The sequence below is a fragment of the Streptomyces sp. NPDC001515 genome (assembly GCF_053597115.1).
In genome coordinates this window covers 187,699-202,762 of sequence record NZ_JBSFHN010000003.1, presented here as the reverse complement: position 1 = coordinate 202,762, position 15,064 = coordinate 187,699, and the positions used below count along the sequence as shown (strand labels likewise).

Below are 15,064 nucleotides of genomic sequence, written 5' to 3'. Positions count from 1 at the left end.
GGAAGGACGGACCATGACCGACGAGGTCCTGGAGAAGGTACGCGCACTGCTGCCGGCCATCGAGAAGCGGGCCGGGACGACCGACGAGCAGCGGCGGATCCCCGACGCCACCATCCGCGAACTGACCGGCGCCGGGGTCTTCCGGATGCTCCAGCCCGCCCGCTACGGCGGCCTGGAGACCGATCCGGTCCGGTTCTACGCGGTGGTGCGGGCGCTCGCCGCCGTCTGCTGCTCCACCGGCTGGGTGGCGTCCGTCCTGGGCGTCCACGCCTGGCAGCTCGGCCTCTTCCCGCAGGAGGCCCAGGAGGAGGTGTGGGGCGAGGACCCGGACACCCGGATCTCCTCCGCGTACGCCCCGGTCGGCCGGCTCACCCCGGTCGACGGCGGCTACCGGCTCACCGGCCGGTGGAGCTTCTCCTCCGGCTGCGAACACGCCGACTGGGCGCTGCTCGGCGCCCTCGTCACCGGCGCCCAGGGCCGGCCGGTGGACTTCCTCACCGTGCTCGTGCCCCGCTCCGACTACCGGATCGAGGACATGTGGGACGTGGTCGGGCTGCGCGGCACCGCCAGCAACGACATCCTCGTCGAATCGGCGTTCGTCCCCGCCCACCGGGTGCTCCGCAACTACGAACAGGCCCGCCTCACGGTGCCCGGCCAGCGGATCAACCCGGGGCCGCTCTACCGGCTGCCGTTCGGCGCGGTCTTCACCTGCGCCGTGACCGCCCCGGTGATCGGGGCGGTGTCGGGCGGCTACGCCTCCTACGTGACCCGGATGAAGGAGCGCGTCCGGCTCAGCCTGGGCGGCGGCCGGTTCACCGAGGACCCCTTCGCCCAGGTCGCCATCGCACGGGCCGCCTCCGACATCGACGCCACCGTCCTCCAGATGGACCGCAACCTGCGCGAACTGTACGACCTGGCCTCCGACGGCGCCGAGATCCCCATGGAACTGCGGCTGCGCACCCGGCGCGACCAGGTCCGGGGCACCGAACGGGCCGTCGCCGCGATCGACCTGCTCTTCAAGACCGCCGGCGGCAACGCCCTGCGCCGCGGCAACCCCGTCGAACGCGCCTGGCGCGACGCCCACGCCGGGAGCGTCCACGTCGCCAACGACGTGGAACGCGCCCTGGCCATGTACGGGCGCGGCGCCTTCGGCCTCACCGTCGAGGACAACCTGGTCTGAGCCGGCCGCCCCGCGCGCCTCAGCCCTCCCGGGCGCGGAGCGCCCCGCGTGCCGGGAGCGTGACGGCCAGGAGCGCGAGCCCCACAGCGGCGGCGGCGAAGGACCCGTACACCAGCGGCGGCACGTACGGGGACTCCCCGGTCAGACCGCGCACCATCGGGAACAGGGTGGCCGCCGCGATGGCCGTGCCCAGCGCGAGGCCGGCCGCCGCCACCAGCAGGCCCTCCCAGCGCAGCATGGCCATCACCTGGCGCCGGGTGGCGCCGACGAGCCGGAGCATGCCGAGTTCGCGGCGGCGGTCCAGGACGGTCATCACGAGGGTGTTGACGGCGGCGAGGGCGGCGAAGCCGCCGAGGACCCCGGCCATGGTGTAGTTGGCCCACGCGTTGAGCGCGCGGTCGGTGGTCACCTCGACCGCGTGACCGGAGGCGTCGGTGACGGTCCCCAGAGGGGCGAGCGCCCCGGCGTCCCCGCCGCGCACCAGGAGCGTGGTGGCGAAACCCGACGTGACGTGCCCGGCGAGCGAGGCCCGGTCCATCGTGACGGCCGGGAGCCCGAGGCCCCTGCCGTACACCGCGACGACCTCGGGGCGCGCCCTCGTACCGTCCGGGAGGTACATCGGGAGCCTGTCGCCCACCCCCACCCCCGCCGACCGGGCGAGCATCCGGTCGACGGCGATCCGTCCCCCGCCGATCCGGTCCAGGCTGCCCTCGCGCACATCGAGGTCCTGCACCCGCCCGAGCGCGGCACCGGTTCCGGTGACGCCCTGCGCCGGTGCACCCTGCAACCAGCGGTCACCCCCCGAACCGACGGGCACCAGCACCTGTGTGTCGAGCAGGCCCACGGCGGCCGTCGCACCGGGCACGCGGGCGGCGCGGGCGACGGCGTCGGCGGGCAGCCCGGCGGAGTCGGTGACGACATGGTCGGCCGTCGTTCCCGCCCGCATCTGGTCGGCGGCGACCCGGCTCTCGCTGGTGTGCATGAACGTGAGCGTCGAGGCGAAGGCCGTGGCCAGGACGATCGGGGTGATCGCGGACGCCAGCCGGCGGGCGTTCGTACGGGAGTTGGCGGCGGCGAGCGTGGCCGGGGCGTCACCGCGGGCGTCCAGGGCGAGCCCGAGCAGCGTGGCACAGAGCCGTGCCACCAGCGGGCCCAGCAGGGCGACGGCGAGCATGAACAGCATGACGACACCGAGCGCGGCGTTCGCGGCGTCGTCCCCGGCCGAACGGGCGGCGAAGACGGTGAAGAACGCGCCGCCCACCAGGGCGCCCAGTCCGAGCAGGGTGCGGATCACCCCGGGACGCGTCCGCTCCACGGATGCCTCGGCCAGTGCCCGGCCCGGCTTGATCCGCGCCGGGCGGCGACCGGCCGCCCAGCCGGCGACCAGCGCGGTCACCAGCCCCGCCGAGACGGCGACGACGAGCGGGATCCACGAGACACGCAGGTCCACGGCGTCCGGGACCGCGCCGCGTTCCTTCAACTGCCCGAACCACCAGTGCGCCAGCCCGATCCCCGGCAGACAGCCGATCAGCCCGGCGAGCGGCGCGACGAGCAGCGCCTCGGACGCGACCGCGCGGCGGATCTGGCGCGGTGTGGCCCCGACCGCCCGCAGCAGCGCGAACTCCCGGGCGCGCTGGGCGACGGAGAGGGCGACGGTGCCGGCCATCGTGAAGACGGCGACCAGGGCGGCGATCCCGCCGAACGAACCGCCGAGCCCGGTGAGCGTCTCCTTGGCGTAGGCCAGCCCGCGGTCCTCGACCGCGCCCCGGCCGTCGCCGGTGGTGATCTCGGCCCCGCTGCCGGCGAGCGCCTCGCGCACCCCGGCGGCCAGGGCCGCCCCCTGACCGGGGGAGTCGCCGTCCTTCGCCAGGACGGCGATCGCGTCGGCCTTTCCGGGATGACCGGCCAGCATGGGCGACCGGGCGTCGGAGAACCAGGCGGTCGCCCCCTCGGCGGTCTCGCCCGGACCGGCGGACGCGAGCCCCGAGACGCGGAAGTCCGCCCGCCCGGACGCCGTTTCGAGGGTGACGGTGTCACCGACCCCGGCCTTCACGGTGCGCGCGGCCCGCGCGTCGAGCACGACCTCGTCGGCCCGGGGCGCGGCACCGGAGGTGAGCGCGGTCCCGGTGAACAGGTGCGACCCCCAGCCGTGGCCGGTCAGCGCGCCCTCGCCCAGCCGCACCGGGAAGGTGAGGTCGGGGACCGCCGCGGCGACCCCCGGCACGCGCGCCGCCCGTCCGGCCAGCGCGGTGTCCACCCGGGCCGTGTCCGGCAGCGGGACCGCCGACTCCGACCGGCTGTCACCGCTGCCCGTGACGAGGCGGGCGTACTGGTCCGCGGCGACGACGACCGGCGCTCCCGCGTAGCGCTGGGCCGGAACCGAGGCGCGCACGCCCGTCTCCAGGAGGATGCCGCACGCCGAGACGATCAGCGCCGCCATCATGAGGGCGACGAAGGTCCCCGCGAAGGACGCGGGTTTGAAGCGGACGGCCGCACGGGCCAGTCCGTTGGGGGCGAACCTCATGCCGCGACCCCCGCGAGCGGACCGGGGCGGGGCGTGAGCGCGGCCATGCGCGCCGCGATCCGCTCCGCCGGCGCACGGTCGAGGGACCCGGCCAGCACGCCGTCGGCGAGGAACAGCACGCGGTCGGCCCAGGCGGCAGCCGCCGGGTCGTGGGTGACCATGACGACGGTGGCCCCGAGGCCGTCGACGGCCTGCCGCAGCAGACCGAGGACCTCGGCGGCGGTGACGGTGTCGAGGGCTCCGGTCGGCTCGTCCGCGAAGATCACGTCCGGATCGGTGATCAGGGCGCGGGCGACGGCCACGCGCTGCTGCTGGCCGCCGGAGAGTTCGCCGGGGCGGCGCCGCGCCTTGTCGGCGAGCCCGACCCGCGCGAGGGCGGCGGCCGCCCGGCGCCGGTCCTGGCGCCGTCCGGCCAGGCGCATGGGCAGCAGCACGTTCTGCTCCACCGTGAGCGACGGCAGCAGGTTGAACGCCTGGAAGACGAAACCGACGCGGCTGCGGCGGAGCTCGGTCAGCCGGGTCTCGCCCATGCCGGTGATCTCCGTGCCGCCCAGGCGCACCGAACCCTCCGAAGGCCGGTCCAGCCCGGCGGCGCACTGGAGGAACGTGGACTTGCCCGACCCCGAGGGGCCCATCACCGCCGTGAACGTGCCGCGCGGCAGGACCAGATCGATGCCGGCCAGCGCGTGCACCGCACCGGAGCCGCGCCCGTACCGCCGCCGCACCCCGCGCAGTTCGACGGCGGGGGCCGACGCCTCCCGGGCCTCCGGCCGCTCGTCCGTCCGCCGTCCTTCGCCGTCGCGCTTCCTCATGTCCGTCCTCTCGTGATCCGCCGAGCCGATGACCTCGACGCTACGGATCACGCCGGGCCCGGACCATGGCGACCGCCGGTGGAACAGAGGTGGGGATAACCCCAGGCCGGGGCACCCGCCACCAGCGGCGGTGCCCCGGCCCGGTCCCGGTTCAGCGCCCCGTCAGCGCCCGGTCGACCAGCCGCCGCCCGGCCGCGTCCTGGGCGTCCTGCGCCGGATCGCCCATGCGCAGGGTGAAGACCGCACAGGCCGCGGCCCGCGACCCGTCCGGCGTCACCCCGCTCTCGGACACCGTCCCCAGATGCGTACCGCCGTGGAACCAGACGCCCTCGCGGCTGCCCGCCACCGGGCGCCAGGCGATGCCCAGCCCGTAGCGGACCCCGGGCACCCCGATCCAGTCGCCGGCGGGCACCGTCTTCTTCATCGCGGAGAGCTGGGCCGGGCCCAGCAGCCGGCCGCCCATCAGCGCGCGCAGAAAGGCGGTGTGGTCACGGGTGGTGCCGATCACCCCGCCGTCCGCCCCTCCGCCGGACGCCAGGGTCGTGTCGGTGGGCCCGCCGGCGTCCGGGAACCAGGTGTACGCGGTGGCGGTGGGCTGCGGGACGTACGGCGAGGTGCCCGGGGTCAGGGTGTGGCGCAGGCCCAGCGGACCGATGATCCGGTCGTACAGCTCCTCGGTCCAGGAACGGCCCGTCACCCGCTCGACGATCAATCCGGCCACCACGTAGTTGGTGTTGGAGTACCCGAAGCGCCGCTCCCGTTCGGGGTGCGCGGCGTCCGGCAGCCAGAGCGGGGGCCGGGACACGGCCGCCTCCACCTGCTCCTCGGGGGCGGTGTACCGGAAGCGGGCGCGGCGGTAGCCCTCCGGGGTGAAGGCGTCGGCCGCGTCGGGGGAGACGGCGAGGTAGTCGTTGAGCCCGCTGGTCTGCCGCAGCAGATGCGCCACGGTGATCCGGCGGCCGTCGTTGCCCGCGCCCCGCACCGCGCCGGGCAGCCACCGTTCGACGGTGTCGGTGAGCGCGAGGCGTCCCTCCGCGACCAGCTGGAGGACCAGCACGGCCGTGTACGTCTTGGTGTCGCTGCCGAGGCGGTAGTACGCGTCCCTGGGCACCGGGCGCGCCGGTCCGGACAGATCGGCGTGTCCCGCCCGTGCCGTCGTCCGGCCGTTCGCGTCCCGCACCTCGGCGAGGACGGCGGTGGCCCCGGTGGCCAGGAGGGCGTCCACGTCGTGCTGGAGGCGGCTTCGCGCACCGGCGCCCCCGCGCCGCCCGCTCGCGGCGGCCGGGGCGGCGGACGCCCCGGTGAGCAGGGCGGCCGCGCCGGCCAGGCTTCCGCGTCGGCTGATCACCGGACCACCCCGGTCCGGGGGCAGACCGTGTCGGCGGCGGGGAGCGTGCCGTCGCGCAGATAGGCGACGACGGCCCGGTCGGCGCAGGGGACGGGCGTCAGTCCGTCGAGCCCCCGGCCGAACACGCCGTGGGACCGGATGTCCGCCGTGACCAGCCGTGAACCGGTCAGCCGGCGGTGGAGGGCCAGCGCCCCTTCGTACGGGACGTTGTTGTCGTACCGCGCCTGGAGCATCAGCACGTCCACGTCGTTGCCGATCACCGTGGCGGGCTCGCGGGAGGTGCTGGTCCAGAAGGCGCACGGTGCGGTCATCCCGTTGACGAGCGGTCCGAACACGGGCTGGTCCGCCCGGCTGCGTTCCATGTTCCGCCAGTACGTCTCCGGGTCCTTCGGCCAGCCCCCGGCGGGCCAGCCCCGGTCACCGCACATGAAGAGCGCCCCGCCCAGCATGCTGTCCGCCAGATCGGGCGAGGAGAGCAGACCGAGCATCGCGGCGAGGTCCGGTCCGGGCTCGACCGGCCGGCCCGCCGCGGCGTCGGCCAGATCGCGGACCGTGGAGGCGAGCGCCGGGTCGTACTCCGTGTGCTGGACGAACTGCCTCAGCACCAGGCGCACCAGCGGTGCCGTCAGGGGCACGCCGGAGACCACGACCGGCCGGCGCTCCGCCCCGTCCAGCAGCCGCTGGACCCGGGCGCGGACCTCGGCGGGCGTGGTGCCGAGCCGGTAGTCCGCGTCGTGCCGGGCGGTCCACGCGGCCCAGTCGCCCAGCCCCTCTTCGAGGGGGCGGCCAGCCCGCTGGAACAGCTCGTACTGGGTGGCGGCGGGGTCCGTCGACGAGTCCAGGACGATCCGGTCCGCGCGGCGGGGGAACATCTGGGTGTAGACGGCGCCGAGATCGGCGCCGTAGGAGACGCCGTAGTACGAGAGCCGGCGCTCGCCCAGCGCGGCGCGGATCGCGTCCATGTCACGGGCGACGTTTCGGGTGGTGGCGTGCGGCAGGAGCCGGGCGTTGTCGCCGTGCTCGCGGCAGCGGCGCGCGGTGTCGCGGGCGTCCCGCACGGACCGGTCGAACTCGGCGCGCCGGGTCGTGGTGGGCCCGGGGGCGGGCGCGGGAGCGGCGGGGGCGCAGGTGACGGGAGTGGACTCGCCGAGGAAGCGGGGATCGAAGCCGATCAGATCGTAGTTCTCGGCCGCGCTCCCCAACGCGGACCGCAGATAAAGGGTGTTGGCCAGGCCCGTGCCGCCGGGGCCGCCCGGGTTGGACAGCAGGATGCCCCGGCGCTTCCCGGGCGCCCCCGTTGCCGGGATGCGAGAGACGGCGATCCGGATCGTCGGACCGCCGGGGTCGGCGTGGTCGAGAGGCACGGTCACCATCGTGCACAGGGCGCCCGCGTCCCGCAGCTCCGTCTGCCGCGGTGAACAGGGCCCCCAGACCGGGGACGGGCGGACCGGTTCGGCGGACACGGCGGACGCGGGGAGACCGCCCGCGAGTAAACAGGCCAGGCCGAGGCCCAGGGTGGCCGGACGGATGACGCGCATCGTGCTCCTCGGATCGGGTGGGAGATACGCGCACGACGCTAGGAGCCCGGGTGGCCCGTCACCATCGGGCCATCCGGTCGGCTCGACCGGGGGAAACCCCCCCTACGGGCCCGGTCCGGGCCGGCGGTTACCGCGCCCCGTCGGCCCCTCCGGCCGCCAGATAGCGGGCCGGGAACTCCCCGCCGCCGTGCACCGCGAGGTCCGCCCCGGTGATGTACGCGGCCAGTCCGCCCGCCAGGAACAGGCAGGCGCCCGCCACGTCGCCCGGCACCGCCATCCGCTCCATCGGGATCACCGCCGCCACCGCGGCCCCGCCGTCCGCGCCGTAGACCGACGCGGCGCTCTCGGTGCGGATCAGCCCCGTGGTGATGTGGTTGACCCGGATCGCCGGGGCCCATTCCAGGGCCAGGGCCTTGGTGAGGGCCAGCAGCCCGGCCTTGGCGGCGGTGTACGCGGCGGTGCCGGGCTGCGGGTCGTGGGCGGAGACGCTGCCGATGTTGATGACGCAGCCCCCGCCGTCCTGACCGGCCATCACCCGGTGGGCCGCCTGCGCCACATGGAACGGGGCCAGGAGGTTGAGCGCGACGATCTTCTCCACGAAGCGCGGCGAGACGGTGGCCGCGTCGGCGTCGGGGGAGCCGCCCGCGTTGTTGACGAGCACGTCGAGGCGTCCGAAACGCTCCACGGTCGCCTCCACCAGCGCGCCGGCCGCCTCCGGATCGCGCACGTCGGCCGGTACGTAGACGGCGCTCCGCCCGGCCGCGCCGGGCAGGGTCCCGGGGGCGGAGCGCCCGCACACGACCACGTCCGCGCCCGCCGCGAGGAACGCCTCGGCGATGGTGGCACCGATGCCCTTGGTGCCGCCGGTGACCAGGACGACGCGCCCGGTGAAGTCCAGAGGGGTGCCGATGTCCATGGTGATTCAGCCTTTCTGTGGTGAACCGGGGCAGGCGTCAGCGTGCCGCGACGAGTCCGAGCCCGGCGGCGAGCCGGGCGCGGTGGAGGGCGGGCGGGCCGAACAGTTCGCCGGTCCCGTGCGCCCGCTTGAAGTAGCGGTGGGCGTCGTGCTCCCAGGTGATCCCGATCCCGCCGTGCAGCTGGATCGTCTCGCCGGCCACCGCCGAGAACGCCTCGGAGCACACGGACTTCGCGACGGCGGCGGCACGCGGCAGCGCATCCGGGTCCCGGTCGGCGGCGAACGCGGCACCGAGCGCGGCCGAACGCGCCGACTCCACCAGGACATAGGCGTCGGCCAGCCGGTGCTTGACGGCCTGGAAGGAACCGATGGGCCGGCCGAACTGCACCCGGTCCCGCGCATGGGCGACGGTGAGTTCGAGACAGGCCTCCGCCGCCCCCACCTGCTCCGCCGCCAGGGCCGTGCACGCCAGGTCCCGTACGTGCTCCAGGACCCGCCCGCCCCCGCCGTCCGTGCCCAGCAGCCGCGCCCGGGCCCCGTCCAGCACCCAACGCGCCAGCGCCCGGGTGGAGTCCATGGGGACGACGGGCTCCCGGCGCACCCCGTCGGTGCCGGGCGCCACCTCGTAGAGCGATACCCCGGCCCCGGTCCGGGCGGCGACCAGGAGCACATCGGTCTCCGGCCGGTCCAGGACGTACTCCTTCGCCCCGGTCAGCCGCCACTCCCCGTCCGGCCCCGGCACCGCCGAGGCCCGGACCGCCCCGGTCTCCCAGGAACCCCCCTCCGCCCACGCCAGGGCGCCCACCGAGGTGCCGTCCGCGAGTCCCGGCAGCAGCCGCGCGCACGCCGCCCCGTCCCCGGAGGCCAGCAGCGCCCCCGCCGTGAGGACCGCCGAGCCCAGGAGGGGCAGCGGGCTCAGGCTCCGGCCCAGCTCCTCCATCAGGACGTGGACGTCCCGGGCGCCGCCGCCCGCCCCGCCGTACTCCTCGGGCACGGCCAGTCCCGCCGCCCCGATCTGCCGGGCCAGCGGCTTCCAGGCGGCGTCGCCCGGATGCCGCTCCAGAACCGCGCGCACGGCCGCGCGCAGTTCGTCCTGCTCCTGCGTCAGTCTCATCGGACTGCTCCCTTCGGCATGCGGGTCAGACGGCCAGGACGCGGGCCCGGCACGCGGCCGGAGTGCCCCAGGCGTCGCGCAGCGGCCGGGCCTTGCGGATCCACAGCGACAGATCGAGTTCCTCGGTGTAGCCCACGGCGCCGTGCAACTGGAGCGCGGTGCGGGCCGCGCCGTACGCGGCCTCGCCCGCCGTGACCTTGGCGGCGGCGACGTCCCGTCCGGCGTCCGGGTCCCCGCCGGCCAGCGCCAGCGCGGCCCCCCGCACCAGCGGCTCGGCGAACTCCAGCGCCAGCAGCGTGTCCGCCAGCCGGTGCTTGACCGCCTGGAACGAACCGATCGCCACGCCGAACTGGGTGCGCCCGGTGACATAGGCGACCGTACGGTCCAGCAGGGCCCGGCCGAGCCCCAGGCACTGGGCGGCCGTGGCCAGCGCGGCGACGTCGGCCGCGTGCGCGGCGGCGGCCGCCACCGCCGGACCGGCGGCCAGGACCGTGCCGCCCGTGGGCCGGGCGAGCCGCCGCGCGGGATCGGCCGAGGGCTGTACGGGCCCCGCCCCCTCGGCCAGGAGCAGGGTGTCGCCGTCCACCACGAGGACGGTGTCCGCGGCGTCGGCGTCCAGGGCGAACGGGCCGGGCCCGGCCGGGCGCAGCGTGACCAGCGAGGTGCCCGCCGCGATCCCGGGCAGCCGCGCGGCGGCCTCGCCGTCGTCGCCGAGCCTGTCCAGCAGGGCGGCGGCGGCCACCGTCTCGACCAGCGGCCCGGGCACGGCGTGCCGTCCCAGCACCTCGAAGGCGAGGGCCAGTTCGACGGGGAGGGGTCCGAACCCGTCGTACTTCTCGGGCACGGCCAGTGCGAACACCCCCGCCTCGGCCAGCCTGGCCCACAGCTCCCGTCCCGGTGCGTGGTCGCCGGCGGCCCAGGACCGGATCACGGCCGGGGTGCCGGCGGAGGTCAGCAGGGCGTCGAGGGAGCGGGTGAACTCCCGCTGCTCGGCGTCGGGGAAGAAGCGCATCACCGGCGTCCCTTCGGCAGGCCGAGCAGCCGCTCGGCGATGATGTCGCGCTGGATCTCGTTGGTTCCGGCGTAGACGGGCCCGGCCAGGGAGAAGGTGTAGCCCTCCGCCCAGGCGCCGCCGGCGGGCGATTCGGCGGCGTGGTCGGCGAGTTCGCCGTGGGGGCCGAGGAGATCGAGCGCCGTTTCGTGCAGCGCGATGTCCAGCTCCGACCAGTAGATCTTGTTGAGGCTGGAGGCGGCCCCGGCGGGCCCGCCCTCGCCGTGCAGCACCTGGGAGACGCCCGCGTAGGAGAACAGCCGGTAGGCGCGTGCCCCGATCACCGCGTCCGCGACGCGGTCGCGCAGCGCCGTGTCCGCGGGGTCGCCGTGCGCGTGCCACAGGGCGGTGAGCCGTTCGGCGGCGGCGGTGAACCGGCCGGGGCTGCGCAGGGTCAGCCCGCGTTCGTTGCCGGTGGTGCTCATCGCCACCCGCCAGCCCTGGCCGGGCTCTCCGATGACGTCCTCGTCGGGGACGAACACCTCGTCCAGGAAGAGTTCGGCGAAGGCCGGTTTGCCGTCGAGCCGGCCGATCGGCCGGACCGTCACCCCCTCGGCGTCCAGCGGGAACATCAGATACGTCAGCCCCCGGTGCGGCTTGTCCGCGTCCGGGTCGCTGCGGAAGAGGCCGAAGGCCCGGTCCGCGAAGGCGGCCCGGGACGACCAGGTCTTCTGGCCGCTCAGCAGCCAGCCGCCCTCCGTCCGCACCGCGCGCGACCTCAGCGAGGCCAGGTCCGACCCGGACTCCGGCTCGGACCATGCCTGGGCCCAGATGACCTCGCCGCGCGCCATCGGGGGCAGCACCCGGGCGCGCTGTTCGGCGGTGCCGTGCTCGAAGAGCGTCGGGGCGAGCAGGTTGATGCCGTTCTGGCTGACCCGTCCGGGGGCGCCGGCCGCGTAGTACTCCTCCTCGAAGATCATCCAGTGCAGCAGGGAGCTGTCGCGCCCGCCGAACTCCCGCGGCCAGGAGACCACCGACCAGTGGTCGGCGGACAGCACGCCCTCCCAGGCCCGGTGGGCGGCGAAGCCCTCGGCGGTCTCCAGGGACGGCAGGGGGGCGGCCGGCACGTGGGCGGCCAGCCAGGTTCGTACCTCGGAGCGGAACGCCTCGTCGGCCGCGTCGAATGCCAGGTCCATCAGCCGCCCGCCTTCTTCATCGCCCGGATGTCCATGCCGCCGAGCGCGTCGGGCGCGGTCTCGGCGTTGTGCGCGTGGGCCAGGTGGTGCAGCCCGAACACCGAGTCCATGCCGGTGTGCAGGCCCTGGAGGTCCTCGGCCTGGTTGACGGCGCGCTTGGTGAGGGCGAGGCCCATGCGCGGCATCTTGGCGATGCGCAGGGCCAGTTCCTCGGTGTGACCGGCCAGTTCGGACCGGGGCACCACCCGGTTGACCATGCCCACCTCGTAGGCGCGCCGGGCGCTCATCCGGTCCCCGGTGAACAGGAACTCCTTGGCGATGCGCGGGGGCATCACCCACGGGTGGGCGAAGTACTCGACGCCGGGGATGCCCATGCGGACCACCGGATCGGCGAAGAACGCGTCCTCCGAGGCCACGATCAGATCGCAGACCCAGGCCAGCATCAGCCCGCCGGCCACACACGCGCCCTGGACGGAGGCGATGAGCGGCTTGGGCAGGTCGCGCCAGCGCCGGCACATGCCGAGATAGACCTCCGACTCCCGGGCGAAGCGGCTCTCCGCGCCCTCCTTGTCGGAGTGGTCCCACCACAGGCCCGCCCGGCGTTCGAACGGCAGGTGCGCGTCGCGTTCGGGGGTGCCGATGTCGTGGCCGGCGGAGAAGTGCTCGCCGGCACCGGCCAGGACGACGGCCTTCACCTCGCCGTCGTCGGCCGCGCGGTAGAACGCCCGGTCCAGGGCGTAGGTCATCGCGGAGTTCTGCGCGTTGCGGTACGCGGGCCGGTTCATGGTCACGATCGCGACCGGGCCCCGCTTCTCGTAGCGCACCGGTTCGTCGGGGGCAGCGGACATCGGCCCCTCCTTCCCTAACAAGTGTTTGGTAGATTAACGTACCCCCATGAGCAGCGTCGAGGAGTTCCGCACCGAGATCCGCGGCTGGCTGGCCGCCCACCTCACGGGCCCCTTCGCGGGCCTGCGCGGCCGCGGCGGCCCCGGCCGCGAGCACGAGGCATTCGCCGAACGGCTCGCCTGGGAACGGCACATGGCGGCCGAGGGCTGGACCTGCGTGGGCTGGCCCGAGGAGTACGGCGGCCGGGGCGCCACCATCGAGCAGCAGGTCGCCTTCCACGAGGAGTACGCCCTCGCCGACGCGCCCGCCCGCGTCAACCACATCGGGGAGCAGCTCCTCGGACCCACCCTGGTGGCCTTCGGCACCCCCGAGCAGCGGGCCAGGTTCCTGCCGCCGATCGTCGCCGCGGAGGAGCTGTGGTGCCAGGGCTACAGCGAGCCCGACGCGGGCTCCGACCTCGCCAACGTGCGCACGAGGGCCGAACGGGACGGCGACGACTGGGTCGTCACCGGACAGAAGATCTGGACCTCACTGGCCCACGAGTCCCAGTGGTGCTTCGTCGTCGCCCGGACCCAACCCGGATCGGTCCGCCACGCCGGGCTCTCCTATCTGCTGGTCCCGCTCGACCAGGAGGGCGTCGAGGTCCGCCCGATCCAGCAGCTCACCGGCACCTCCGAGTTCAACGAGGTGTTCTTCGACCGGGCCCGCACCCCCGCGGACCACGTCGTCGGGGCGCCGGGCGACGGCTGGAAGGTCGCCATGGCCACCCTCGGCTTCGAACGCGGCGTCTCCACACTGGGCCAGCAGGTCGGCTTCCGGCGCGAACTGGAGACCCTGATCGCCCTGGCCCGCCGCAACGGCGCCGCCGACGACCCGCTGATCCGGGACCGCCTGGCCCGCGCCTGGACCGGTCTGGAGACCATCCGCTGCAACGCCCTGCGCATGCTCGACGGCGTCGCGGCCGGAGCTCCCGGCCCCGAGGCGTCCATCGGCAAGATCTTCTGGGCAACCTGGCACCGCGAACTCGGCGAACTGGCCATGGCCGTTCTCGGCGCCGGCGGCATGACCGCCCCGGCCGCCCCGTACGAACTGGACGACTGGCAGCGGCTGTTCCTCTTCTCCCGCTCCGACACCATCTACGCCGGATCCAACGAGATCCAGCGCAACATCATCGCCGAGCGCGTCCTCGGCCTGCCCAAGGAGATCCGCCCGTGACCACCCCGCCGCCCTATGTGCCGGGCCACTCCCTGCTGGACGGACGCACCGCGGTGATCACCGCCGCCGCGGGCGCCGGAATCGGCGGGGCCACCGCCCGGAAGTTCCTGGAGGAGGGCGCCCGGGTCGTCCTCTCCGACGCCCACGCGCGCCGCCTCGCCCAGAGCGCCGACGCGCTCGCCGAGGAGTTCGGCGCGGACCGCGTCGCCGCGCTGGCCTGCGACGTCACCGACCAGGACCAGGTCGACGCGCTGTTCGCCCTCACCGCCGAACGCCACGGCGGCCTCGACATCGTCGTCAACAACGCCGGACTCGGCGGCACCGCCGACCTCGTCGACATGACCGACGAGGAGTGGACGAAGGTCCTCGACGTCACCCTGAACGGCACCTTCCGCTGCACCCGCACCGCCCTGCGCCACTTCAGGGAGCGCGCCGCCGGAGGTGTCGTCGTCAACAACGCCTCCGTCATCGGCTGGCGCGCCCAGCGCGGCCAGGCCCACTACGCCGCCGCCAAGGCGGGCGTCATGGCCCTGACCCGCTGTGCCGCCCTGGAGGCCGCCGACTTCGGCGTCCGCGTCAACGCCGTCGCCCCGAGCCTGGCCATGCACCCCCACCTGGTGAAGGTCACCACCCCCGAACTCCTCGACGAACTCACCGCACGCGAGGCCTTCGGCCGCTACGCCGAGCCCTGGGAGATCGCCAACGTCATCGTCTTCCTGGCCAGCGGCTACTCCTCGTACATGACGGGGGAGACCGTCTCCGTCAGCAGCCAGAGGGCGTGACGGCGATCACCCCGACCCCCAACGCCGAGCGACGCGCCGAACTCCTCGCCACCGCCGCCGGGGTGTTCGCCGCCCAGGGGTACAACGCCACGACCGTCCGCCGCATCGCGGACGAGGCCGGCCTGCTCGCGGGCAGCCTCTACTACCACTTCGACTCCAAGGAGTCGATGCTCGACGAGATCCTCACGGCGTTCCTGGACGAGCTGTGGGCCGGCTACGACACCGTGCTCGCCGCCCGGCTCGGCCCGACCGAGACGATCGCGGGGCTCGTCACCCAGTCCTTCCGCCAGATCGACCGGCACGGGCCCGCGGTCGCGATCTACCAGAAGGAGTTCCGGCACCTGGCCGCGCAGCCGCGCTTCGCCCATCTCGCCGACTCCCGGCAGAAGTTCGAGAACGCCTGGCTGCGCACCCTGGAGCGCGGCGTGGCCGCACGCGCCTTCCGCGCCGATCTCGACGTCCGGCTCGTCTACCGCTTCGTGCGCGACACCGTCTGGGTCGCCGCCTCCTGGTACCGCCCCGGCGGCACCCACAGCCCGGAGGAGATCGCCCGGCAGTACCTGTCGATGGTCCTCTCCGGCATCACCACCCGCACCTGATCC

At 75.0% G+C, this 15,064-nt stretch carries 13 protein-coding genes; 4 read left to right on the top strand and 9 right to left on the bottom strand.

The window, feature by feature from the left end:
- Window positions 1-13: 13 nt before the first annotated feature.
- Window positions 14-1,180, top strand: a complete 1,167-nt coding sequence (gene hsaA / locus ACWCXC_RS06035) for a 3-hydroxy-9,10-secoandrosta-1,3,5(10)-triene-9,17-dione monooxygenase oxygenase subunit (RefSeq protein WP_450886898.1) — start codon at window positions 14-16, stop codon at window positions 1,178-1,180.
- Between the two features lie 19 nt (window positions 1,181-1,199).
- On the opposite strand, the gene ACWCXC_RS06030 is transcribed toward hsaA, so the two are convergent.
- The 9 genes from ACWCXC_RS06030 to ACWCXC_RS05990 all read right to left on the bottom strand — a co-directional run bounded on the left by ACWCXC_RS06030 (window position 1,200) and on the right by ACWCXC_RS05990 (window position 12,467).
- Window positions 1,200-3,704 carry an ABC transporter permease gene (locus ACWCXC_RS06030; RefSeq protein WP_450886896.1) on the bottom strand — a complete coding sequence of 835 codons (2,505 nt, stop codon included), beginning with the start codon at window positions 3,702-3,704 and terminating at the stop codon, window positions 1,200-1,202.
- On the bottom strand, window positions 3,701-4,516 hold the full coding sequence (locus tag ACWCXC_RS06025) for an ABC transporter ATP-binding protein (protein WP_450886894.1): 816 nt from the start codon (window positions 4,514-4,516) through the stop codon (window positions 3,701-3,703). Before ACWCXC_RS06025 ends, ACWCXC_RS06030 begins: the two co-directional genes overlap by 4 nt.
- A 151-nt stretch (window positions 4,517-4,667) precedes the next feature.
- Complete coding sequence (locus ACWCXC_RS06020) at window positions 4,668-5,864, bottom strand: serine hydrolase domain-containing protein (RefSeq protein ID WP_450886892.1); 1,197 nt, start codon at window positions 5,862-5,864, stop codon at window positions 4,668-4,670.
- Window positions 5,861-7,402, bottom strand: coding sequence for an alpha/beta fold hydrolase (locus tag ACWCXC_RS06015; RefSeq protein ID WP_450886890.1), 1,542 nt, complete (start codon window positions 7,400-7,402; stop codon window positions 5,861-5,863). The genes ACWCXC_RS06020 and ACWCXC_RS06015 overlap by 4 nt, the downstream gene beginning before the upstream one ends.
- A 127-nt stretch (window positions 7,403-7,529) precedes the next feature.
- Window positions 7,530-8,318 (bottom strand): SDR family oxidoreductase, encoded by a 789-nt coding sequence (locus ACWCXC_RS06010; protein WP_450886888.1) that lies wholly within the window; start codon window positions 8,316-8,318, stop codon window positions 7,530-7,532.
- A gap of 37 nt (window positions 8,319-8,355) precedes the next feature.
- The gene (locus ACWCXC_RS06005; protein ID WP_450886886.1) at window positions 8,356-9,432 is read right to left on the bottom strand and encodes an acyl-CoA dehydrogenase family protein; all 1,077 of its coding nucleotides are present in this window, start codon (window positions 9,430-9,432) and stop codon (window positions 8,356-8,358) included.
- A 25-nt stretch (window positions 9,433-9,457) separates the two neighbouring features.
- Window positions 9,458-10,444 (bottom strand): acyl-CoA dehydrogenase family protein, encoded by a 987-nt coding sequence (locus ACWCXC_RS06000; protein WP_450886884.1) that lies wholly within the window; start codon window positions 10,442-10,444, stop codon window positions 9,458-9,460.
- Window positions 10,444-11,619, bottom strand: a complete 1,176-nt coding sequence (locus ACWCXC_RS05995; RefSeq protein WP_450886882.1) for an acyl-CoA dehydrogenase family protein — start codon at window positions 11,617-11,619, stop codon at window positions 10,444-10,446. The genes ACWCXC_RS06000 and ACWCXC_RS05995 overlap by 1 nt, the downstream gene beginning before the upstream one ends.
- Entirely contained in the window at window positions 11,619-12,467 is an 849-nt protein-coding gene (locus tag ACWCXC_RS05990; RefSeq protein ID WP_450679942.1) for an enoyl-CoA hydratase, read from the bottom strand. The genes ACWCXC_RS05995 and ACWCXC_RS05990 overlap by 1 nt, the downstream gene beginning before the upstream one ends.
- 46 nt (window positions 12,468-12,513) lie before the next feature.
- Here ACWCXC_RS05990 and ACWCXC_RS05985 point away from each other — a divergent pair, with 46 nt between their 5' ends.
- From ACWCXC_RS05985 to ACWCXC_RS05975, 3 genes are read left to right on the top strand one after another with little or no spacing between them, the layout of a single operon-like run.
- Window positions 12,514-13,680, top strand: a complete 1,167-nt coding sequence (locus tag ACWCXC_RS05985) for an acyl-CoA dehydrogenase family protein (protein ID WP_450679943.1) — start codon at window positions 12,514-12,516, stop codon at window positions 13,678-13,680.
- Entirely contained in the window at window positions 13,677-14,462 is a 786-nt protein-coding gene (locus ACWCXC_RS05980) for an SDR family oxidoreductase (RefSeq protein ID WP_450679944.1), read from the top strand. Before ACWCXC_RS05985 ends, ACWCXC_RS05980 begins: the two co-directional genes overlap by 4 nt.
- A gap of 5 nt (window positions 14,463-14,467) precedes the next feature.
- The gene (locus tag ACWCXC_RS05975) at window positions 14,468-15,061 is read left to right on the top strand and encodes a TetR/AcrR family transcriptional regulator (RefSeq protein WP_450680097.1); all 594 of its coding nucleotides are present in this window, start codon (window positions 14,468-14,470) and stop codon (window positions 15,059-15,061) included.
- The last annotated feature ends 3 nt before the right edge of the window (window positions 15,062-15,064 follow it).